Annotated in this window: 20 protein-coding genes; 14 read left to right on the forward strand and 6 right to left on the reverse strand. The window is 63.8% G+C overall.

All coding sequences use genetic code 11. The features are described from left to right. The first annotated feature begins 78 nt into the window (after nucleotides 1-78). The 6 genes from ASD07_RS04885 (at nucleotide 79) to ureB (ending at nucleotide 7,174) form a co-directional block, all read left to right on the forward strand. Nucleotides 79-1,527: a diguanylate cyclase gene (locus tag ASD07_RS04885; protein WP_082507130.1), complete on the forward strand. Its 1,449-nt coding sequence runs from the start codon at nucleotides 79-81 to the stop codon at nucleotides 1,525-1,527. Nucleotides 1,528-1,639: 112 nt separating this feature from the next. Continuing rightward, a complete protein-coding gene (locus tag ASD07_RS04890; protein ID WP_055926134.1) occupies nucleotides 1,640-2,209 on the forward strand; it encodes a TetR/AcrR family transcriptional regulator in 570 nt (189 codons plus the stop codon). Then, nucleotides 2,209-3,837 carry a SulP family inorganic anion transporter gene (locus ASD07_RS04895; protein WP_055926137.1) on the forward strand — a complete coding sequence of 543 codons (1,629 nt, stop codon included), beginning with the start codon at nucleotides 2,209-2,211 and terminating at the stop codon, nucleotides 3,835-3,837. Before ASD07_RS04890 ends, ASD07_RS04895 begins: the two co-directional genes overlap by 1 nt. A gap of 28 nt (nucleotides 3,838-3,865) precedes the next feature. After that, entirely contained in the window at nucleotides 3,866-4,972 is a 1,107-nt protein-coding gene (locus ASD07_RS04900; RefSeq protein WP_055926140.1) for a hypothetical protein, read from the forward strand. Nucleotides 4,973-5,083: 111 nt separating this feature from the next. Next, nucleotides 5,084-6,832: a DUF885 family protein gene (locus ASD07_RS04905; protein ID WP_055926143.1), complete on the forward strand. Its 1,749-nt coding sequence runs from the start codon at nucleotides 5,084-5,086 to the stop codon at nucleotides 6,830-6,832. 69 nt (nucleotides 6,833-6,901) lie between these two features. Then, nucleotides 6,902-7,174, forward strand: coding sequence for an urease subunit beta (gene ureB, locus ASD07_RS04910; protein WP_055926146.1), 273 nt, complete (start codon nucleotides 6,902-6,904; stop codon nucleotides 7,172-7,174). Here ureB and ASD07_RS04915 read toward each other — a convergent pair. Next, nucleotides 7,152-7,754, reverse strand: coding sequence for a 1-acyl-sn-glycerol-3-phosphate acyltransferase (locus tag ASD07_RS04915; RefSeq protein WP_055926149.1), 603 nt, complete (start codon nucleotides 7,752-7,754; stop codon nucleotides 7,152-7,154). The genes ureB and ASD07_RS04915 overlap by 23 nt on opposite strands. Before the next feature lie 109 nt (nucleotides 7,755-7,863). Here ASD07_RS04915 and ASD07_RS04920 point away from each other — a divergent pair, with 109 nt between their 5' ends. From ASD07_RS04920 to ASD07_RS04950, 7 genes are all read left to right on the forward strand, one after another. Continuing rightward, the gene (locus ASD07_RS04920; protein WP_055926152.1) at nucleotides 7,864-9,207 is read left to right on the forward strand and encodes a sigma-54 dependent transcriptional regulator; all 1,344 of its coding nucleotides are present in this window, start codon (nucleotides 7,864-7,866) and stop codon (nucleotides 9,205-9,207) included. A gap of 255 nt (nucleotides 9,208-9,462) precedes the next feature. Then, entirely contained in the window at nucleotides 9,463-11,259 is a 1,797-nt protein-coding gene (locus ASD07_RS04925) for a hypothetical protein (RefSeq protein ID WP_055926154.1), read from the forward strand. A 34-nt stretch (nucleotides 11,260-11,293) separates the two neighbouring features. Next, nucleotides 11,294-11,692 carry a hypothetical protein gene (locus tag ASD07_RS31590; protein WP_229207058.1) on the forward strand — a complete coding sequence of 133 codons (399 nt, stop codon included), beginning with the start codon at nucleotides 11,294-11,296 and terminating at the stop codon, nucleotides 11,690-11,692. Further along, nucleotides 11,689-12,357, forward strand: a complete 669-nt coding sequence (locus tag ASD07_RS04935; RefSeq protein WP_055926160.1) for a C39 family peptidase — start codon at nucleotides 11,689-11,691, stop codon at nucleotides 12,355-12,357. The genes ASD07_RS31590 and ASD07_RS04935 overlap by 4 nt, the downstream gene beginning before the upstream one ends. A gap of 12 nt (nucleotides 12,358-12,369) precedes the next feature. Further along, nucleotides 12,370-12,789, forward strand: coding sequence for a hypothetical protein (locus ASD07_RS31245; protein WP_055926162.1), 420 nt, complete (start codon nucleotides 12,370-12,372; stop codon nucleotides 12,787-12,789). Nucleotides 12,790-12,799: 10 nt separating this feature from the next. After that, nucleotides 12,800-14,086 carry an acetate kinase gene (locus ASD07_RS04945; RefSeq protein ID WP_055926165.1) on the forward strand — a complete coding sequence of 429 codons (1,287 nt, stop codon included), beginning with the start codon at nucleotides 12,800-12,802 and terminating at the stop codon, nucleotides 14,084-14,086. A gap of 51 nt (nucleotides 14,087-14,137) precedes the next feature. Then, a complete protein-coding gene (locus ASD07_RS04950; RefSeq protein WP_055926168.1) occupies nucleotides 14,138-15,076 on the forward strand; it encodes an MBL fold metallo-hydrolase in 939 nt (312 codons plus the stop codon). 70 nt (nucleotides 15,077-15,146) lie between these two features. Here ASD07_RS04950 and ASD07_RS04955 read toward each other — a convergent pair whose 3' ends face one another. The 3 genes from ASD07_RS04955 to ASD07_RS04965 all read right to left on the reverse strand — a co-directional run bounded on the left by ASD07_RS04955 (nucleotide 15,147) and on the right by ASD07_RS04965 (nucleotide 16,947). Continuing rightward, nucleotides 15,147-16,202, reverse strand: a complete 1,056-nt coding sequence (locus ASD07_RS04955; protein WP_055926171.1) for an alkene reductase — start codon at nucleotides 16,200-16,202, stop codon at nucleotides 15,147-15,149. After that, nucleotides 16,199-16,507 (reverse strand): helix-turn-helix transcriptional regulator, encoded by a 309-nt coding sequence (locus ASD07_RS04960; protein WP_055926174.1) that lies wholly within the window; start codon nucleotides 16,505-16,507, stop codon nucleotides 16,199-16,201. The genes ASD07_RS04955 and ASD07_RS04960 overlap by 4 nt, the downstream gene beginning before the upstream one ends. An 80-nt stretch (nucleotides 16,508-16,587) precedes the next feature. Next, complete coding sequence (locus tag ASD07_RS04965) at nucleotides 16,588-16,947, reverse strand: DUF1304 domain-containing protein (protein WP_055926176.1); 360 nt, start codon at nucleotides 16,945-16,947, stop codon at nucleotides 16,588-16,590. Between the two features lie 123 nt (nucleotides 16,948-17,070). Here ASD07_RS04965 and sugE point away from each other — a divergent pair, with 123 nt between their 5' ends. Continuing rightward, a complete protein-coding gene (gene sugE, locus ASD07_RS04970) occupies nucleotides 17,071-17,391 on the forward strand; it encodes a quaternary ammonium compound efflux SMR transporter SugE (RefSeq protein WP_055926277.1) in 321 nt (106 codons plus the stop codon). On the opposite strand, the gene ASD07_RS04975 is transcribed toward sugE, so the two are convergent. Together ASD07_RS04975 and ASD07_RS04980 are read right to left on the reverse strand one after the other, a co-directional pair. Further along, the gene (locus ASD07_RS04975; protein WP_082507132.1) at nucleotides 17,388-18,176 is read right to left on the reverse strand and encodes an ABC transporter substrate-binding protein; all 789 of its coding nucleotides are present in this window, start codon (nucleotides 18,174-18,176) and stop codon (nucleotides 17,388-17,390) included. The genes sugE and ASD07_RS04975 overlap by 4 nt on opposite strands. A 39-nt stretch (nucleotides 18,177-18,215) precedes the next feature. After that, complete coding sequence (locus ASD07_RS04980) at nucleotides 18,216-19,178, reverse strand: succinylglutamate desuccinylase/aspartoacylase family protein (protein ID WP_055926182.1); 963 nt, start codon at nucleotides 19,176-19,178, stop codon at nucleotides 18,216-18,218. Nucleotides 19,179-19,204: the final 26 nt, after the last annotated feature.

Genomic DNA, 19,204 nt, shown 5'->3' on the forward strand with positions numbered 1-19,204 from the left:
CCAGCAACGTTGCTAACCGTGCGCTCCCACACATAATTGGGATGTTGTCTGGGGTGAACTTGTGGCAAACTAAACTACATGGCTAATGCTGCGGGCCGCCGTCACCGTACCGGCCTTTTCCTCAATCCCGATCCCGCGCGACGCCAGGAATTTTTAGCGGCTTGCGGGGAATCATTCGATCGTTTGCTGACTGCGGACAGCATTGCCAGCGCACGCTATGCGATGGCGCACAATAAGATTTCCTTGCTCGTTATCGACCTCAATGGTCCGGAGATGGCTGCTGGCAATGAACTGGCCGCTCTGGTGCGCAGCCGCGCCGGTGCGCCGGTCCTTGTCCTGTGCCCATTTACGCGCTCCTCAACCATGGCTGAGCTCATGGCGCAGGGGCCGCTGACTTACCGCATCATGCCCGTCGCGCCGGAAGCCTTGCTCGATGCCGTCACGGCGCTGCTGGCGCCCGCTGCCAATACCAAAGCCTCCGCCCAGCAGCATTTGCTGGACCTGGAAGCGGACCTGAACGACCTGCTGTCGATCCAACGCAGCTTGCAGCGTGCTCTCTACGGTTCGGAAGAAATCGAACGAATGGGGGCCCGCATCTGCAATGCACTGTGCAGCTATCCCGGCATTTGCCACGCCGCCCTGTTGCAGGCTGTCGATGACGGCGCCCTGCGCCTGGTGGCGCAAGATGGGCGCATAGACCTCGACATCAGGGAAGTGCTGGGCGGGCGCGAGGAATTGCTGGAGGCAGCTGTGCGGCGAGGTGAACTGGTGCTGCTTGATGCGCCATCGAAGGCCGGTGATGCGGAGCTGGCGGCAATGCTGGAAGAGCAGGGCGTGCACATGATGCTTGCTTTCCCGCTGCGCGGTGAACCCGGTGGGCCGCTGCTGGGTGCCATCAGCATGCTGTTTGACCGGCCGCTGGTCATGAGCCGGGAACATTTCAGTTGCTTCGGCTCGGCGGCACAGCTGATCAGTTTTGGCATGGTGATGAGCGACCTGCGCCACCAGAACAATGCACTGGGGCTGGAAATCACGCAGATCACGCCATTTGACGGGCTGACGGGCGTGTCCAACCGGCGCCAGGGCGAGCAAGTGCTGGATAGCGAAATCCGGCGCGCACGCCGTTATGGTTTGCCGCTGGCGGTGATCGCCTTCGACCTCGACAGCTTCCGCACCATCAATGAGCTGTACGGCTATACGACAGGCGACCGCGCCCTGTCCGTCCTGGCCGCCATGATCCAGACCCGGCTGCGCAATTCGGACACGATGGCGCGCATGCGCGGCGAACAATTCATGGTCATCGCTACGCATACCGTCGCGATCGACGCCTTCAAACTGGCCGAAGAGCTGCGCGAGACGATTGCCGCCACTGAACTGCCAGGCGGGGATAGCGTCACGGCCAGCTTCAGCGTGGCCCAGCTCGCCCCTGATGAAGGCGCCAGCGAACTGGTCACGCGCCTGGAAGCCGCGCTGCACCGCGCCAAGCGGGCAGGGCGCAACTGTGTCGAACTGGCCATGGCCCGCTAAAAAGACGGCGGCCCACCCTCGCGAGCCGCCGCAAAGCACGATTAATTAGATGATGAGCGTCATCCGCGTGTGATATATTACATCCATAATAAAAATAATCAAGGAGAAGATCATGCGTGTCAGCAGGGAACAAGCGGCCCAGAACCGCGAACGCATTGTTGAAACGGCATCCCGGCTATTCCGGGAAAAGGGCTACGACGGCATCGGGGTGGCCGACCTGATGAAAAGCGCCGGCCTGACGCACGGCGGCTTTTACGGCCATTTCGCCTCCAAGGAAGACTTGCTGGCCGAAGCGTTCGGCAAGGCGATGGAGAACTCCGCCAAGCGCTGGCGCGAGCTGCTGGCCGGGGAACCGGCCAACCCGCGCTCCGCACTGGCCCATATGTACCTGACCGCCAAGCATCGCGACAACCCCGGCAAGGGTTGCGCGCTGGCCTCGCTCGGCCCGGATGTTTCGCGGGTCGGGCCGGAAGTGCGGCAAGCGATGGACGACAGCTTCAAGGCGCAGCTCGATGCGCTGGCGCAGGCCTTGCCCGGCGAGCCGGGGCAGGCGAGGCGCGATGCCATTGCCACTTATGCCGCCATGGTTGGCGGCCTGGTACTGGCGCGTTCGGTGGCCGATAAAAAGCAGTCTGACGAAATCCTGGCAGCGGTGCTGTCCTCCCTGGAACAGGATCGCTGATGCTGGCCTGGCTTCGGAACTACCGGCGCGCGATGCTGCCGGGCGATATCAGTGCGGGCATCGTGGTGGCGATGATGATGATCCCGCAAGGCATGGCATACGCGCTCGTGGCCGGCCTGCCGCCGGTGACCGGCATTTACGCCAGCATCCTGCCGCCTATTGTTTACGCGGTGTTCGGCACCAGCATGACGCAATCGGTGGGCCCGATGGCCATCGTGTCGCTGATGACCGCTGCCATGATTGGCCCGCTGGCAAGCGCCGGCAACGGCCTGTATTCGGTGCTGGCGGCGCAACTGGCGCTGGTGGCGGGGGCGGTACTGCTGCTGTGCGGCCTGTTGCGCTTAGGCTTCCTCGCCAATTTCTTCTCGCGTCCCGTCATGAGCGGCTTTACAGTCGGTTCGGCGCTGCTGATTGCATGGGGCCAGCTCAAGCCATTGCTGGGGGCCGACTTGCCGCACTGGCACGGCCCGAGCGCCGCATTGGGCATCGGCTCCGTGCTGCTGCTGGTGCTGTCGCGCAGCCACCTGGCACCCCTGATGCGTTCCCTCGGCATGAAACCGGCCGGGGCCGACATGGCAACCCGCCTGGCGCCGATGCTGGTCGTGGTGCTTGGCCTGCTCCTGGTGCAGGTGCTGGGGCTGGATGCAATGGGCGTGAAAACGACCGGCAACGTGCCGAGCGGCCTGCCGCAACTGAACCTGGCCCTGTCGCAAGGGCATTGGCAGCAGCTGGTGCAGCCGGGCCTGCTGGTTGGCTTCGTGATTTTCATCATGAGCATGTCGGCGGCGCAGTCGCTGGCCCTGAAACGCAACGAGAAGCTGGTCAGCAACCGTGAACTGATCGGTTTGGGCGCAGCCAATGTTGCGAGCATGGTGTCGGGCGCTTTCCCGGTCACCGGCAGCATGTCGCGCTCCGCCGTGAATTTTGCGGCAGGTGCGCAAACGCCTTTGGCCAGCATTATCACAGCCGCCTTGCTGGCGGTGGCGCTGGTGGCGCCCACCGGCTGGCTGGCACTGCTGCCGATGCCGGTGCTGGCAGCGACCATTATCGTCGCAGTGCTGGGCATGCTGGAACTGGGCACTTTGCGCACCGCCTGGCGCTATGACCGCGGCGATGCATTGGCGTGGTTTGCCAGTGCCGCCGGCGTGGTTCTACTGGGCGTGGAAGCGGGCGTTCTGGTGGGCGTGGCCTTGTCGATGGGCACCCTGATCTGGCGCGCCAGCCGTCCGCATATTGCGGTGCTGGGCCGCATTGCCGGCAGCGAGCATTTCCGCAATATCGAACGCTATCCGGCCGAAACCCGGCCCGAACTGCTGGCGCTGCGCATCGATGCCAACCTGTTCTTCGGGAACGTGGAAGCGGTGCAGGAGCGCATCGAGGACGAATTGCGCAGCCATCCGGCGGCGCGCGACCTGGTGCTGGTGATGACGGCGGTCAGCTCGATCGATACGTCGGCGCTGTTCGCGCTGTCCGAACTGAACGCGAGCCTGGCGCGGCGCAGGATCGGCTTCCACCTGGCCGAAGTCAAAGGGCCGGTGATGGACCGCCTGCGCCAGTCCGACTTGCTGCAAACGCTGAACGGCGAAGTTTTCCTTAGCATCGACATCGCCGACAAAAAGTTGCAGTAGTTGCTGGATTGGGTATGATCGTTGCAACATGGGCGGCAAATCCTTCAAACAACTGTTGGCAGGCTTGCTACTTGCCGTGCGGGCGCTGGCCGCGCACGGGGCAGGCCCGCATGTCCTGCTACTCAATTCATACAGCCCGGGCCGGCCGGGCATTGAGCGTGTCACGGATGCTTTCGTCCAGCGCCTGCGCGAGAGCGGCATTGCGCTTGACCATATCCACGTCGAATTCCTGAACCAGGAGCAGCCCAACGCGGAAATGGTGGCACCGGCACGGCGTGCCTTGCTGATGGCGCAGTATGGCGGCGGCCGCATCGACATTCTCGTGGCGCTGCAGCAGCCGGCCTTGAACTTCGCCATGCGCGAGCTGGCCGATATCGCGCCGCAAGCGCCCCTGCTGACCGACAGCGAACCGTCGACGCTGCAGCTGGCCGCCAGCCGGCGTCCGGTCTTCCTGTATGCGATCGTGCCTGACCTCGGCGCCACGGTCAAAGAGGCCATGCAGCTTTTGCCGCGCACGCGGCGCGTCGTCATACCGGGCGGCGTCAGCGATGCCGACCGTGCCTTCCGGCGCCAGGCGGAAGTCGACCTGGCACCTTGGCTGCGCCGCTTGCAAATCGAGTTCCTGCAGAACATGAGCTGGGCCGAGCAGATGCGCTATATCGGCAACCTGACGCAGGATACCGTGGTGGTGACGGGCATGTTCAACCGCGATCGCGACGGTTATTCGTTGCCCACCATCGATGCCGCGCGCGACACGCTGCGCGCAGCGAACGTGCCGGTGTTTTCGCTGTTCGACAGCATCGTGGGCGAGGGCGCGGTAGGAGGCGCGGTGCGCAACCTGGGGCAATCCGGCCGCGAGCTGGCGGAGAACGTGCTGTCCATCATGGGGGGAAGGCAGGCTGCCAACGGCGCCCTGACCCAGGTGCCGGTGGGGCCGGTGCAAAGCCTGTACGACTGGCGCCAGCTCGAACGCTGGAGCATCGATCCGTCGCCGCTGGAGGGGGCGACGTTCCTGTTCAAGCCGCCGTCACTGTGGCAAGCCTATCGCGGTGCAGTGCTCGGCGTGGGTGGCGTGATCCTGCTGCTGGCCGGGCTGCTGGCGATCATGCTGGTGCGGCGGCGCCGCTTCGGTTGAATCCACGCACGGCTTGATACGTTTCTGCACAATCGCGCCATTGACGCCGCCGGGCCTTTGGCCGTAAGGTACACTCCCGGAACCGTTACCAACCTGAGCTTCGGGAGCACCATGAAACAGATTGTCGCAGCACTCGCCATTGCAGCAGCCTTCAGTTCCCCATCCTTTGCAGCAGCCAAACCCGGTAGTGCCGACGCCCGTTTCACCGCCATCCACAAGGCGGAGTGGAAGTGGCGCCTGCAGCAAAGGCTGGAAGACGATGAGGACGATGTGCGCGGCGTGGAGAGCCGCCTGCCGAACGTCAGCCTGGCGGTGCAAATGGAGCGCCAGAAGAAATGGGAAGAGACGCTGCGCCAACTCGAAAGCATCAAGCCGGAACAGCTTTCGAACCGTGAACGCATCAACTACCAGGTGTATCGCGCGCAGGTCGCTGCGTTGCTGGATAACCAGCGCTTCCGCGAATACGAAAAGCCGCTGAACGCCGATTCATCGTTCTGGGGCAATCTGGCCGGCGAAGCGCGCAAATCGTTCCGCACCGCCGAGGACTACCGCAACTACGTGGCGCAGCTGAACGACGTGCCGCGCTACTTCGGCGAAGAGATCACCAATATGCGCGCTGGCCTGGCGCGCGGCTTCACGCCGCCGAAGATCACGCTGGAAGGGCGCGACAAGTCGATCACCTCGGTCACCGAAGCCAGGCCGGAAGACGTGGTGTTCTTCAAGCCGTTCAAGGACATGCCGAACGTGATTCCGGCCGCCGAGCAGGAAGCCCTGAAAGCCGAAGGCTTGAAGGCGATCCGCGAAAAAGTGATTCCGGCCCACGCCGTGCTGCTGAAATTCATGCGCGAGGAATACGTCCCGAAAGCCAAGGAAGCTCTGGACGCAGAGAGCTACCCGGACGGCAAGGCGTATTACCAGTCGAAGATTGTTGAATTCACGACCACCAACCTGAGCGCCGAGCAGATCCACCAGATCGGCCTGGACGAAATGGCGAAGATCCGTGCCGAAATGCAGGAAGTGATGAAGCAGGTTGGCTTCAAGGGCGACCTGCCGGCCTTCCTGCAATTCCTGCGCACCGACCCGCGGTTCTACGCCAAGACGCCGGAAGAATTGCTGATGCGCGCCGCATGGGTCGCCAAGAAGTTCGATGGCAAGGTTGCCGATTACTTTGGCCGCCTGCCGCGCAGCCGCTTCGCCATCATCCCGGTGGCGCCGGAGGTTGCGCCGTTCTATACCTCGGGCCGCGGCGGTCCTGGCGGGTACTGGGTCAACACCTACAACCTGCCGGCCCGCCCGCTGTATTCGCTGCCGGCGCTGACTTTGCACGAATCGGCGCCAGGCCACGCTTTCCAGATGCCGATCGCGCTGGAGCAGAAGGGCCGTCCGCCATTCCGCAACGCCTATATCTCCGCATATGGCGAGGGTTGGGCGCTGTACTCCGAGCGCCTGGGAACGGAGATGGGCATCTACGAAACGCCGTATGAAGTGTTCGGCATGCTGAGCTACCAGGCCTGGCGCGCCTCGCGCCTGGTGGTGGACACCGGCGTGCACGCCAAGGGCTGGACCCGCGAGCAGGCGCAGAAGTACCTGATGGAGAATACGGCGCTGTCTTCGCATGAAGTGATGACCGAAGTCGATCGCTATATTTCGTGGCCGGGCCAGGCGCTGTCCTACTACCTGGGCGAGATGGCGATCTTCGAAGCGCGCAAGAAGGCGGAGCAGGCCCTGGGCGCCAGGTTCGATATCCGCGCCTTCCACGACACTATCCTGGAACTGGGTTCGGTGCCGCTGCCGGTACTGCAGGCGCGCATCGACGATTTTATCGCCGGCGGCGGCAAAAGCCCTTATCCGAAGGAATAAGCGCACCGGTGTGGTGCATTGCCTTCTGCTGGTGCAAAAAAAGTGAGAGAATCACTTGAAATTACTGGCATGAGTCTTGCAGATATAGGTCACATGACTGATCGCACTACACTGACCGTAACAAACCAGGGGAACCGTCCTATCCAGGTCGGCTCCCATTTCCACTTTTTCGAAGTCGATTCGGCGCTGCAGTTCGAACGCTGGAAGGCGTATGGCATGCGGCTCGATATCGCGCCGGGGACGGCGCTGCGCTTCGAGCCGGGCAAGGCGCAGACCATTACGCTGGTGCGTCTTGAGGGGGATGCTGAGGTGGCTGGATTCAGCGCTGGCGCAAGACGATAGGGGCCATCAGCTCGGGATGTTTGCCGAGGTGGCCGTCGAAACCGGCGCGAATGGCCGCCATGTCTTTTTCTTCATCGCCGGTCAGCCACACATGCTCGGTCAGCCCCAGGGTCTTGTTCGGGAAATCGATATACACCAGTACCAGCGGCACTTTGGCGGCCAGCGCCAGTTGATAGAAACCGCTTTTCCAATAAGGCTTGTAGCCGCGCGTGCCTTCCGGCGTGATGCCGACCCAATACCAGTCTTCCTTCATCATGGCATCGGCCTGGGCCTGGATCAGGCCTTGCGGCGCGCTGCGGTCGACCGGTGCGCCGCCGAGGTAGTAGAACCAGCGGCCCAGCAGCGGGATCTTGAACAGGCTGTCTTTGGCCAGCCAGCGGAACGGCAGGTCCAGCGCCCATTTGCCGAGCAATCCGATGATGAAATCCCAGTTCGACGTATGCGGGTAGACCACGGCAATGCCGCGCGGCTCCGGCAGCGGCTTGAACTTCACTTGCCAGCCGAATGCCTGCAACAGGCGCATGGCGACACGCTGCTTTAGTGTTGGCAGTTTGTCCGCCTCTAGCTTATATTGATCCATGCCTTCCCCATTGTGTTATTGCTACCATTGAGAGTTTGTAACTCTTGGTGCTGAAATTTTGTGCGGCGGTATTCTATCGCGCCGCTCCACGGGGCAGCAAGGTGAAATTATGACAAGGCAAGTCTTGTGCGTCGCTGCGACAACAGCAGCGCTGCCGGCGGCTCTGCTTGCCGCCGGCCAAACGTTCGACGTCTGCCATGTGGCCGGCTTGGCCGAGGCAGCGGCGGCCTTGCGCGAACAGCATTTCCCGGTCGGTTTGCTGCTGCTCGATAACTGGGCCGGCGCGCTTACTGAATTGGACCATTTCCTGCGCCGCCATAGCCGGCCGCGCTGGGTCGCGGTCTTCCTGCCGCAGGCATTGGAGGAAGCAGCTCTACGCCAGCTGGTGCACGACCACTGCGTTGACTTCCATACCTGGCCGGTGGATGCCGCGCGACTCAGCAATACGCTGGGGCATGCGCTGGGCCTGGCCGCGCTGGCCGGGCTCGGCCATCTGCCGGAAGCCTGCCAGACAATGCGCCTGACCGGGCACAGCTCGGCCATTACACTGCTGCGCCAGCAGGTACTGAAAGTGGCCGGCGCCGATGCGCCCGTGCTGATCTGGGGCGAGAGCGGCACCGGCAAGGAACTTGTGGCGCGCGCGATACATGAACACTCGGGGCGCAGCGATGGACCATTCGTGCCCATCAATTGCGGTGCGATCCCTGCCTCATTGGTGCAATCGGAATTGTTCGGTTACGAGAAAGGCGCGTTTACCGGCGCCGGCCCGGGCAAATGCGGCCTGATCGAGTCTGCCAGCGGCGGCTCGATTTTCCTTGATGAGATCGGCGATTTGCCGCTTGAGCTGCAGGCCAACCTGCTGCGCTTCCTGCAAGAGAAAACCATTTACCGCGTGGGCGGGACGCGCAGCGTGCCGGTCGATGCGCGCGTGATCGCGGCCTCGCACGTCAAGCTTGGCGATGCGGTGGAACGCGGCCTGTTCCGGGAAGATTTGTTCTACCGGCTCAATGTCCTGACCTTGCAGGTGCCGGCCTTGCGCGAACGGCGCGACGATGTGGTGCCGCTGGCGGAAGAAGTCTTCCACAGTTACGCCACCGAGCGTGCGCGCCGGGTACGCGGCTTCAGCAATAGCGCGCTGCGCGCCCTGCGCGCCCATGACTGGCCCGGCAATGTGCGCGAGCTGCTGAATCGTGTGCGGCGTGCGGCCGTGATGGCCGATGGCGTCTTGATCCAGCCGCACGACCTGGAGCTGGATGGCGTCGACCTCGCGTTCGCCGCCGAAGACCTTGACAGCGCCCGCGCCAGTGCCGAACGGTCGGCGCTGCAAGGACGGATCGATGCCGGCCACAGCGTCACCGCCGTGGCGCGTGAGCTGGGTGTATCGCGCATGACCTTGTATCGCCTGATGGCGAAACACGGGATCCAGCGCCCGTCGCGCCGCGGCGAAGACTGAGCATCCGAACTGCCGCGTCACAAAGATGTGACATTGTTGCGTGGCCCTTATCTCCTATGGTGGAAGGCACGAGGTGCCGACCGACGTGTCACGAGGAAGTGACAAACTTTCCTCCTGCATGCACGCCACTTGCTGCGTCGCCGCACCAAAGTCGAGCAATTTCAACAGCTTAGTGAAGGTGGCATCAAGCTTGCGATATCGGTTCAAGCCCCAGCTTTGAGGGTACTTGAAGAACACGACATCAGCGAGGACGAGATGAAGAAAACTTTGCTTGCAGCAGCCATCGCACTGGCGGTGGGTAGTGCATTCGCGCAGGAGACACCGCCTCCCAACGTGAGCCAGGCCGGACCGGGCGCACAGGCCAACGATAATTCCACGGCCACCCAGGACAGCAGCCAGGCGAATGCCAACAACAACAGCAGTGGCGCTGCCGACGCGGCCGCCGCCGGTGCCGCAGCAGCCAACAACGGTGCCAGTGCGACATCGTCAATGGCCAACGCCTTCAACACATCGACAGCGACCGCGGTCAGCACCCTGACAGGTACCGTGACCAATAACGTCATCAACAATATCGGCAATGTAGCCAGCAATGGCGGCAACGCCAATGGCGGTGCCGGTGCCGGTGCGATTGGCGGCGGCGCAGCCGGGGGCACCGCCAGCGGTACCGGTGGCGCAGGCGGCATGTCGAACGGCGGTGCCGGCGCGGCAGGTTCCGCCGGTGGTGTCGCCTTTAACGGCAGCGCACTTGGCGGGAATGGCAGCGGCGGCAGCGGTTCCGGCGGCGCCGCAACGGCCGGAGCGGGAACGGGCGGTACCACGGGCGCCGGCGGACTGGCTGCCGGTGCTGCGAGCGGCCGCGGCGGCGATGGCGCACGCGGTGGTGAAGGCGGCGCAGGGGGCGCCGGCGGTAGCGTCGTGGCTGGCTCCGGCGGCGCTGGTGGCGCCGGCGGTGCGGCGGCCGGTGGCGCGGGCGGCCTGGTCGGCACTGCAGGCAGCGGCGCAGGCGGAGCGACCGGCGCTGCCACTGGCGCACGTGGCGGCGACGGTGGCGCAACGGGTGCTGCCAGCGGCGGTGCCGGCGGCATGGGTGGTTCGGGCGGTGCGGCAGGCGCGGGCGGCATGGCAGGCGCGACCGGCAGCGTCGCCTCCGGCGCGGCGACATCCTCGCAAACCTCAATGGGTGGTGCCGCCTCGAGCGGCAGCGCCGGATCGAGCAATACCGCTTCGAATGGTACCAGCGGCACTGAGCCATTGACCATCCCCGGCATGGGCGACCAGAACAGCGCCGGCGGCACCACAGGCTCGGCTGACGGACGCTCGGCCAATACCGGCAACGCATCGACTTCCGGCGCCGGCACCAGTGGCGCTGGCGGTACCGGCGGTGCGGGTGGCGGCGGCGGTGCAGGTGCGGCAGGGGGCAGCGGCGCGGCGGCAAGCAATACCGCGGGCAATGGCGCTGCTGGCGGCGCCAATAGTTCGGGCGCAGGCGGCGGCAGCGGCGCTGTTGCGGCCACTGGCGGTGCTGGAGCCTCTGGAACTGGCGGTGCGGGCGGCGGCGGTGCGGCTGGCGGCAATGGCACCAGTACCGGTGGCGCGGGCGCGGCAGGCGGCAATGGCGGCAATGGCGGCTCCAGCGGCCTGGCCAGCAATACTGCCGGATCGAGCGGCGCTGCAGGCGGTGGCACGGGCGGCGCAGCGACAGGTGGCAGCGGCAGCGGTGCGGCGGGCACCGGCGGTGCAGCGACCAACGGCAGCGCCACGGCGGGTGACGGCGGCGCCGGCGGTGCCGGTGGCGGCGGCAATGTCGCTGGCGCGGGCGGCGATGGCGGCACCAATACCGCGGGCGCAGCGAGCGGCGGCAATGCCACCGGCGGCAATGGCGGCGCGGGCGGCACCAATAGCGTCAATGCCGGCACCTTCGACATGTCGAACACCATGAGCGGCGTTGGCCAGTCGGCGGCGGGCATCATGGTGATCAGCCAGAACAACGGCATGTCGTCGCTGGTGCAGCAAAGCGTGAACGTGCAGGCCAACCTGGCCGTGGGCAAATAGCCCGCGCGGCATCATGCGAAGCTTAGGCAGGCCAGTGCTAGTCCTGGCCCTGTGCGCCGCAATGGTGCCGGGCCTGGCGGCGGCGTCCCCGTGGCTGGGTGCGCTGCCGCTTGGCCCGCTGGCTGCAGCGGCGGGCACGTCCCCGCATGACGCCCAGCCTGCACCGGAAGCGGCCCCAACGGTGCCCGCCATGGCGCGCCCCGCGCAGGATGAGCGCCTGGAACAGATGCGCGGCGGCAGTGACGCGCCGTGGAGCGATATGAAACTGGCCGGTACGGTGGCGAACAACAGCGCAGTGAACGTCGTTACCGGCGCCAATATCGTGACTGACGGTGCGTTCAGCAACGCCTCGGGCATGCCGATGGTGATCCAGAACTCGGGCGCCAACGTGCTGATCCAGAATGCAACCATCGTCAACGTGCAGATCAAATGAGAGGCCTCATCAGCGTTCTGGCATTGCTGCCGGCACTTGCCGCGCAGGCCGCCGACTTTGCAGCCGGCGGCGCCAGTTTTGTGCTGCCGGTGACCAGCCTTAAAGAGGCGCGCTTCCGCACGACAGTGCGGCAGCAATACGATTTCAGTTGTGGTTCAGCAGCGTTGGCAACCCTGCTTAGCCACCACTACGATTTTCCGGTCACGGAGCAGGAAATCTTCCGTGACATGTTTGGGCGCGGCGACCAGCCGCGCATCCGGCGCGAGGGATTTTCCTTGCTGGACATGAAACGTTACCTGGCCACGCGCGGCTTTACGGCGGACGGCTTCGAGCAGCCGCTGGACAAACTGGCGCAGGCCGGATTGCCGGCGATCGTGCTGGTGGCCGACAACGGCTATCGCCACTTCGTCGTGATCAAGGGCGTGCAGGGCGACCGGGTGCTGCTTGGCGACCCGGCCGGCGGCACGCGCGCCTTGCCGCGCCAGGGCTTCGAGGCGATCTGGCAGAACCGCTTGCTGTTCGTGATCCATGGCCGGCCAGGCAAGCCGCACTTCAACGAAACGGCGGACTGGCGCGTGGCGCCGCAAGCCCTGCTGTCGGAGGGCATCATGCGCGACAGCTTGCGTGACGTGACGGTGCCGAAGTTGGGCACAAGTGATTTTTGAGGGGAGGGCGGCATGAAGCAGGAAATACGTGCTGCTGCAGGATTGCTGCTGGTTCTGGCAATGCCTGCCATGGCGCAGGGGCCGCCCGACGGCTGGGCCCCGGCGCCGGACGCGCGGCTGGAGCAGGCCCGCGGTGGTTTTGAAAACGGCAACGGCTTGCTGGTGGCGCTGGGTGTTGAGCGCATGGTCGAAGTAAATGGTGTGGTGGTGGCACGTAACCGCGTCGAATTGGCCGATGTGGCGCGACTGGCGAACTCCCCGGAGGCCAGTGCAGCGCTGGCGCCGATGCTGGTACAGAACAATACGAACGGGCAGCTGATTCGCAGCCTGACCACCATCGACCTTACGGTCAATGCGCTGTCGACACTGAAAAGCCTCAACCTGGAGGGCAACTTGCGCCAGGCATTATCGAACGTCATTGTGCCCCGCTAGGGAGGGAGCGATGCTTTCAAAGAAAATCGCGGCCGGGATGCTGATTCTTGCGAGCGAGGCGGCGCTGGCCCAGTTGCCAGCGGAGCAGCGCAGCAATGCAGAATTGGCAGCCGAGCTGACTGAGTTGAAGAAGGCGCTGGCCGAGCAGCGGGCTTTGCTGGAAGACTTGCGGCGGCAGGTGGCCGAGGGGCGCCTGGCGTCAGCGCGCGGCACCGGCGCCGCCGGTGCCGGCGCGGGCGCAGGCACTGAGCAAAGCCAGCCGCAGCCCAACGTGCCGCCGCCCGGTGCGGCGCCGCAGCCGGCACTGGCCGTCGGCCAGCCGCCGAAGCGCGACAGCAAGCCACCGGAAGTGGCGCCCATCTTTGAAAGCCCCGGTGTGCTGACCGGGCGCGGCAAGCTGGTGCTCGAACCGGCCTTCCAGTTCGGCTATTCTTCCAGCAACCGCGTCGCGTTGGTGGGCTACACCATCATCCCCGCCTTGCTGATTGGACTGATCGACGTGCGTGAAGTGAAGCGCAACACCAGTACCGCCACCCTGAGCGGACGCTATGGCTTGAGCAACCGCACAGAACTGGAATTGCGCCTGCCGTACATCTACCGCTCCGATTCCACCGTGAGCAGGGAGGTGTTCACCGGCTCCGCGGTGGAAAAAGTGTTCGACGTCAGCGGCCGGGCCATGGGTGACATCGAACTTTCGCTGCGTCACCAGCTCAACGACGGCGGTGCCGAGAAACCGTATTACGTGGCCGGCCTGCGCTTCAAGACCCGCACCGGACGCGATCCGTTTGACGTCGTGACCGATTGCGTGCGGCGCTGCATTGGCGAGAATGCCACCGGCACCGGATTGCCGCTCGATTTGCCGACCGGTTCCGGCTTCTACGCCTTGCAACCGAGCCTGACGTGGCTGTACCCGACCGATCCCGCCGTGCTGTTTGGCAGCGTCAGCTACTTGTATAACTTCCAGCGCAAGAATCTGAGCCGGCTGGTGCTTGACGGTGAGCGTGAGCCACTGGGCACGGTCAAGCCCGGCGCTGTGATCGGCTTCAATTTCGGGGTGGGACTGGCGCTGAACGAAAAGGCCTCCCTCAGCTTTGGCTATGACCACAGTTCGATTGCGCGCACCCGGCAGAACGGCATCCCGGCACCCGGTTCGGTGCGCACGCAGCTGGGAACCCTGCTGGTCGGTTTTTCCTACCGCCTGAATGCGAAACGGACGGTCAATGTTTCAGTGGGAGCAGGGCTGACGCGCGATACCCCGGATGTCTCCGTGATGCTGCGGATACCGACGAGCATGTAGTTGCTGTTTACGCTAATCTAGCGTTTTGGAAACTAGAAAGAGGGAGATCGAATGATCCTGAAAAAGCTCGCCGTACCGTTCGCAATCGCCGCCATCGCCGGTGCCGCCCATGCAGCAGCGCCAATGGCCAAAACCCAGGCGCCTGGCTTCTACCGCATGAATGTGGGTGACTTTGAGGTGAGCGTGCTGAACGACGGCACGATTGACCTGCCGATGGATCAACTGCTGCACCAGAAGCCGGAAAAAACCACCAAAACGCTGGAGCACAGCTTCCTGAAATCGCCGGTTGAAACTTCGGTCAACGCATTCCTGGTCAATACCGGCACGAAGCTGGTGCTGATCGATACCGGCGCCGGCGGCTTGTTCGGCCCGACCCTGGGCAATATCCTGAGCAGCCTGAAAGCGGCCGGGTACCAGCCGGAGCAGGTTGACGAGATCTACATCACCCACCTGCATGGCGACCACGTCGGCGGCCTCGGTGCGCAGGACAAGCCTGCCTTCCCGAATGCCGTGGTACGCATGGATAAACGCGATGCGGATTATTTCCTGAGCAAAGCCAACCTGGATAAGGCCAGCGCTGAGGCGAAGGACAATTTCCAGGGACCGATCAAGGCGGTGTCGGGCTATGCCGGCAAGGTGAAGCCGTTCGAGGGCAATACCGAACTGGTGCCTGGCGTGCGTTCGTCTTCGAGCTATGGGCATACACCGGGCCATACCACGTATGTGGTGGAGAGCAAAGGGCAGAAGCTGGTGCTGATTGGCGACTTGATGCACAACGCGGCGGTGCAGTTGCCGGATCCCGGCGTGACGATCCAGTTCGACAGCGACTCCAAGGCCGCGCTGGCGCAGCGCAAGGCAGCATTCGCCGAGGCGGCGAAGCAGGGCTACTGGATGGGCGCGGCGCATTTGCCGTTCCCGGGTGTGGGGCATTTGCGCGCTGAAGGGAAGGGGTATAAGTTCTTCCCGGTGAACTATTCGGCGAACCGCTAAACCGGTAGACCTGGGTCTGACCCACAGGGTCAGACCCGACCGGCGGCCGTTGCGTACCGGGTTACCGGTTTCAGGCCAGCGCCGGGTAGTCGGTATACCCCTCAGCCGCCGGCCCATAGAACAACTCCGGCCTCTGCGCATTCAACTCCGCGCCAGTCTGCAGTCGACGCGGCAGGTCTGGATTCGCAATGAAGTCCTTGCCCCACGCAATCGCATCCGCGCGGCCTTCAGCCAGCGCAGCCTGCGCACCCGCCACATCAAACTTCTCATTGGCGATGTAAACCCCGCCAAACTCACGCTTCAGCAACGGGCCCAATGAGTCATCGCCAACCGCCTCGCGTGCTGCGATGAACGCAATGCCACGCTTGCCCAGTTCACGCGCCACATAGCCGAAGGTCTCGGCCGGGTTCGAATCGGCCATGTCATGCGCGTCACGGCGTGGAGCCAGGTGCATGCCAACGCGATCCGCGCCCCAGACACCGATCACCGCATCGGTCACTTCCAGCATCAGGCGCGCACGGTTTTCGATGTTGCCGCCGTATTGGTCGTTACGCTGGTTGGTCGAGTCCTGCAGGAACTGGTCGAGCAGGTAGCCGTTGGCGCCGTGAATCTCGACGCCGTCGAAGCCCGCTTTCTTTGCGTTCTCGGCACCCTTGCGGTAAGCCTCTACGATGCCGGCGATTTCGGCGGTATCCAGTGCGCGCGGCACGGAATATGGGCGAGGAGGGCGCAGCAGGCTGACATTGCCTTTCGCAGCAATTGCGCTCGGCGCCACCGGGGCCTGGCCATCGAGCAGGCTTGGATCGGAGATCCGGCCCACGTGCCACAGCTGCAGCACAATTTTGCCGCCTTTGGCATGCACCGCTTCGGTAATCAGCTTCCAGCCTTCGACCTGCTCGTCGGACCAGATGCCCGGGGTGTTTTCATAGCCCACACCCTGCGGGGTGACTGAAGTGGCCTCGCTGATGATCAGGCCCGCGGAGGAACGCTGGGCGTAGTACTCGGCCATCAGGGCATTCGGCACGCGCTTGCCGCCGACGGCGCGCGAGCGGGTGAGGGGCGCCATGACGACACGGTTTTTCAGGGTCAGGGCGCCGATGGTGATGGGGTCGAACAAGGTGCTCATAAGGTATTCCTCTCATGCTCAATAAATTGCAGGATGACCTCCTCATTGCGCTTGAAGAAATTCCACTGGCCGACGCGCTGCACCGTCACCAGGCCTGCTTTCTGCAGGATGGTGAGGTGGCCGGAGACGGTCGATTGCGACAGGCCGGTCTGCTTGTCGATCATGCCCGCGCAGACGCCCAGCGACAGCGGTGCGAGCTGCTCGCTGAACCAGGCGTCCGGCTCTTTCAGCCAGGACAGGATCTGGCGCCGGACCGGATTGGCCAGGGCCTTGTGGATTGCATCAATGTCAATAGAGTCAGTCATATTTCGGTATTTCACGATAAGTATATCGGAAAAGTCCGATGCGCATATCGGAGCGTAACGATGGAATTCAAGACTTGTTTTTATGCCAAGCGGTAGAGCACCAGTGCCAGCACGGCCGGCACGGTTTGCACGAAGATGATGCGTTTGCTGACGGTCAGGCCGCCCCAGATGCCTGCCACGGCCACGCACAGCTGGCCATAGGTGATGAAGGCGGAACGTACCGCCGGTTCGCCATGCAGCAGACCCACTGCCAGCGCCGCCACCAGGAAAGCGTTATAGCAGCCCTGGTTCGACATGGCCGGCTTGACGATGGCGGCCTTCTCCGCCGACAGGCCGAACACGCGGCGGCCGCGGGTATCGAAGAAGACGGTTTCCAGCAGCACGATATAGACGTGGATCAGCAGGACGATGACGACGGTGATCTGCGCGAACAGCAGCATTGTGTGGCTCCCTGAAAGTTTGGACCCCAATGATATACTGTCGGCCTTCTCCCGCGGGGACGACCTCGCCGCAAGTCCAGGGAGCCAGGCGGGGACGACCCCGTCATGACTTGGGAGAGCATCATGCATTGGATCGTCCTTTTACTCGCCGGCCTGCTGGAAGTCGTCTGGGCTGTCGGACTCAAATACACCGAAGGATTCACCAGGCTGGTGCCAAGCGCCGTGACGCTGGCCGCCATGGCCGGCAGCGTGGTCCTGCTTGGACTGGCGTTGCGCTCACTTCCGCTGGGGACTGCCTACGCCATCTGGACCGGCATCGGTACCGTGGGCACCGTCATCTGGGGCATCACGATGCTGAATGAGCCGGCCAGCGTTGCGCGCCTGGTGTGCATCGCGATGATCGTGCTCGGCATCGCGGGCCTGAAAGTCCTGTCGCCGCATTAATCGGTGCGGGCGCCAACGCCCGATTCATCCGACCAGCGCGCGTAGATGCGCGTCAGTTCGCCGCTGTCGCTCAGCTTCTTGACTGCAACGGCCAGCATTTGCGCTGCCTGCGGTGGCGCTTTTTTGCTCACCCACAGGAACATGGAATCCTCTTTCAGGACCGCAGGCATGAGCTTGACCTTGTCTCGCAGTTTCTGCTCGCGAATCAGCCAGTGCAGGGTCAATTCGTTCATATAGAAATAGCGCACGTGGCCGGCAACGATTTTGCGCAGATTGGTCACGTTGCTGCCGGTGCTGTCGTCGACGGTGATGCCGCGCGAGCGCAACTGGTCAATGTAGGCTGCGCCGCGCGAGGTTGTGACCAGCGGCTTGAGGCGCGCCAGGTCGTCCAGCGAATTGATCTCTGCCGTATCGTCGGCGGCTGCCGCCAGGCGTTGGCGCGAGATGTACAAAGGCTGCGGAACGGCGATAGCGATATGCCGGCGCAAGGGAGTGGAAACCAGGGCGCAGGCTATATCGGCATTGCCGAGGCGGAGATTCTGCTCGATCACCAGCACCGAGCGAATGTCGTCCAGGCCCGTGAAACGGATGCGCGGTTCAACGCGGGTGATGGCGGCAAGGATGTCGGGACAAACGCCGGTGGTGGGCCGGCCTTCCTGCTGGATCCATTTGGGCGGCAGGCTTTCCTGGCCGGTGACACGCAATACAAGGTCCCCGGGAGCTGCCGCCAAAGGCAGGGCCGCAAGCAGGAACGCACCCAACGCGGTAAGCGGGAATATTTTCATATTGTTGACCCCTTACCGCGATTCTAGAACTAATGGCTATCAGGCGAAAGAGTCACTTACTTTGGCGAGGTAGAACCATTCGGCGTTTGGCTTTGCATTGACGTCCGGGAACAACATATAGGCGTCGAATGGCGCCAGCACTGCGCTGCCATCGGCGCGCCGGCCGATTTCGTCGCCGACTGACAGTCGGTCAAAGCTGGACCAGGTGCGGCTGAAAGCATCGGCAGGATCCAGCTTGTCGTGCACTTCGACCATCGACAGGTATTCCATGTCTTCCAGCGCGATTGGCTGCGGCTTTGGCGCGTCGATCAGGCCGAAGTGGGCCAGGACGTTCATGATGGCGCGGTAGGCCACGTCCGGCGCGTGCGGATCGAAGTGCTGGCCGCATTCCAGGGTCAGGGCCATGCCGCCGGTGCTGCGCATGAATTCGGTGGTGCCGACGCCGTATTTCAGAACTGTCTGCACTTCGCTGTCGTCGCGCAGGCGGCGCTCTACGCCGGCGCCGTAGGTAGCCATCCAGCCGTCGACGAAGCGTTTGACGCCGAGGATGCGCGCCATGGCGCGTTCTTCGGCTTCGTGCCGGAATGGTTGCAGGGTGCCGTCGTTATTGCGCGGGCCGACCATCACGAAAGGCTGGCTCTGGGCGTTGAACGAGTGCAGGTCCAACAGGATTTCGTGCTGGCCGAGCAGGGGACACAGCCAGTTGGCGATGTGGTCTTCAAAGTCTTGCGGGTTTTCGGTCGGGAACAGGTTGCGGTTCAGGTTACGGTCGCCGGAGCGCTGGTTTTTCTGGTATGCCAACGGATTGGTGATCGGCACGAAGGTCACGCTGCCGTTCAGGATGTGCAGTTCGCCTTTGTCCAGTTGCTCCATGACGCGCAGGATACCTTTGGTGCCGCAGGTTTCGTTGCCGTGCACGGCGCCGGTGATGATCAGGCGGCGGCCCTTGCCCTGGCCGGTGTAATTGACAGATTTGAAATGCATTTTGCTGGCGTCGGTCATGCTGTTCCCTGGTGGCGAATGAGTGG

The organism is Duganella sp. Root336D2, assembly GCF_001425005.1.
In the GTDB taxonomy this organism is placed as follows: Bacteria; Pseudomonadota; Gammaproteobacteria; order Burkholderiales; family Burkholderiaceae_D; genus Rugamonas.

Excerpts from the sequence above, each read along its gene's own strand:
- ASD07_RS04890 (WP_055926134.1), top strand. The coding sequence starts at position 1,640 with ATGCGTGTCAGCAGGGAACAAGCGGCCCAGAACCGCGAACGCATTGTT.
- ASD07_RS04895 (WP_055926137.1), top strand. The coding sequence starts at position 2,209 with ATGCTGGCCTGGCTTCGGAACTACCGGCGCGCGATGCTGCCGGGCGAT.
- ASD07_RS04980 (WP_055926182.1), bottom strand. The coding sequence starts at position 19,178 with ATGACCGACGCCAGCAAAATGCATTTCAAATCTGTCAATTACACCGGC.
- ASD07_RS04900 (WP_055926140.1), top strand. The coding sequence starts at position 3,866 with ATGGGCGGCAAATCCTTCAAACAACTGTTGGCAGGCTTGCTACTTGCC.
- ASD07_RS04960 (WP_055926174.1), bottom strand. The coding sequence starts at position 16,507 with ATGACTGACTCTATTGACATTGATGCAATCCACAAGGCCCTGGCCAAT.
- ASD07_RS04920 (WP_055926152.1), top strand. The coding sequence starts at position 7,864 with ATGACAAGGCAAGTCTTGTGCGTCGCTGCGACAACAGCAGCGCTGCCG.
- ureB (WP_055926146.1), top strand. The coding sequence starts at position 6,902 with ATGAGTCTTGCAGATATAGGTCACATGACTGATCGCACTACACTGACC.
- ASD07_RS04925 (WP_055926154.1), top strand. The coding sequence starts at position 9,463 with ATGAAGAAAACTTTGCTTGCAGCAGCCATCGCACTGGCGGTGGGTAGT.
- ASD07_RS04905 (WP_055926143.1), top strand. The coding sequence starts at position 5,084 with ATGAAACAGATTGTCGCAGCACTCGCCATTGCAGCAGCCTTCAGTTCC.
- ASD07_RS04955 (WP_055926171.1), bottom strand. The coding sequence starts at position 16,202 with ATGAGCACCTTGTTCGACCCCATCACCATCGGCGCCCTGACCCTGAAA.
- ASD07_RS04885 (WP_082507130.1), top strand. The coding sequence starts at position 79 with ATGGCTAATGCTGCGGGCCGCCGTCACCGTACCGGCCTTTTCCTCAAT.
- ASD07_RS31245 (WP_055926162.1), top strand. The coding sequence starts at position 12,370 with ATGAAGCAGGAAATACGTGCTGCTGCAGGATTGCTGCTGGTTCTGGCA.
- ASD07_RS04950 (WP_055926168.1), top strand. The coding sequence starts at position 14,138 with ATGATCCTGAAAAAGCTCGCCGTACCGTTCGCAATCGCCGCCATCGCC.
- ASD07_RS04915 (WP_055926149.1), bottom strand. The coding sequence starts at position 7,754 with ATGGATCAATATAAGCTAGAGGCGGACAAACTGCCAACACTAAAGCAG.
- ASD07_RS04935 (WP_055926160.1), top strand. The coding sequence starts at position 11,689 with ATGAGAGGCCTCATCAGCGTTCTGGCATTGCTGCCGGCACTTGCCGCG.
- ASD07_RS04945 (WP_055926165.1), top strand. The coding sequence starts at position 12,800 with ATGCTTTCAAAGAAAATCGCGGCCGGGATGCTGATTCTTGCGAGCGAG.
- sugE (WP_055926277.1), top strand. The coding sequence starts at position 17,071 with ATGCATTGGATCGTCCTTTTACTCGCCGGCCTGCTGGAAGTCGTCTGG.
- ASD07_RS04965 (WP_055926176.1), bottom strand. The coding sequence starts at position 16,947 with ATGCTGCTGTTCGCGCAGATCACCGTCGTCATCGTCCTGCTGATCCAC.
- ASD07_RS04975 (WP_082507132.1), bottom strand. The coding sequence starts at position 18,176 with ATGAAAATATTCCCGCTTACCGCGTTGGGTGCGTTCCTGCTTGCGGCC.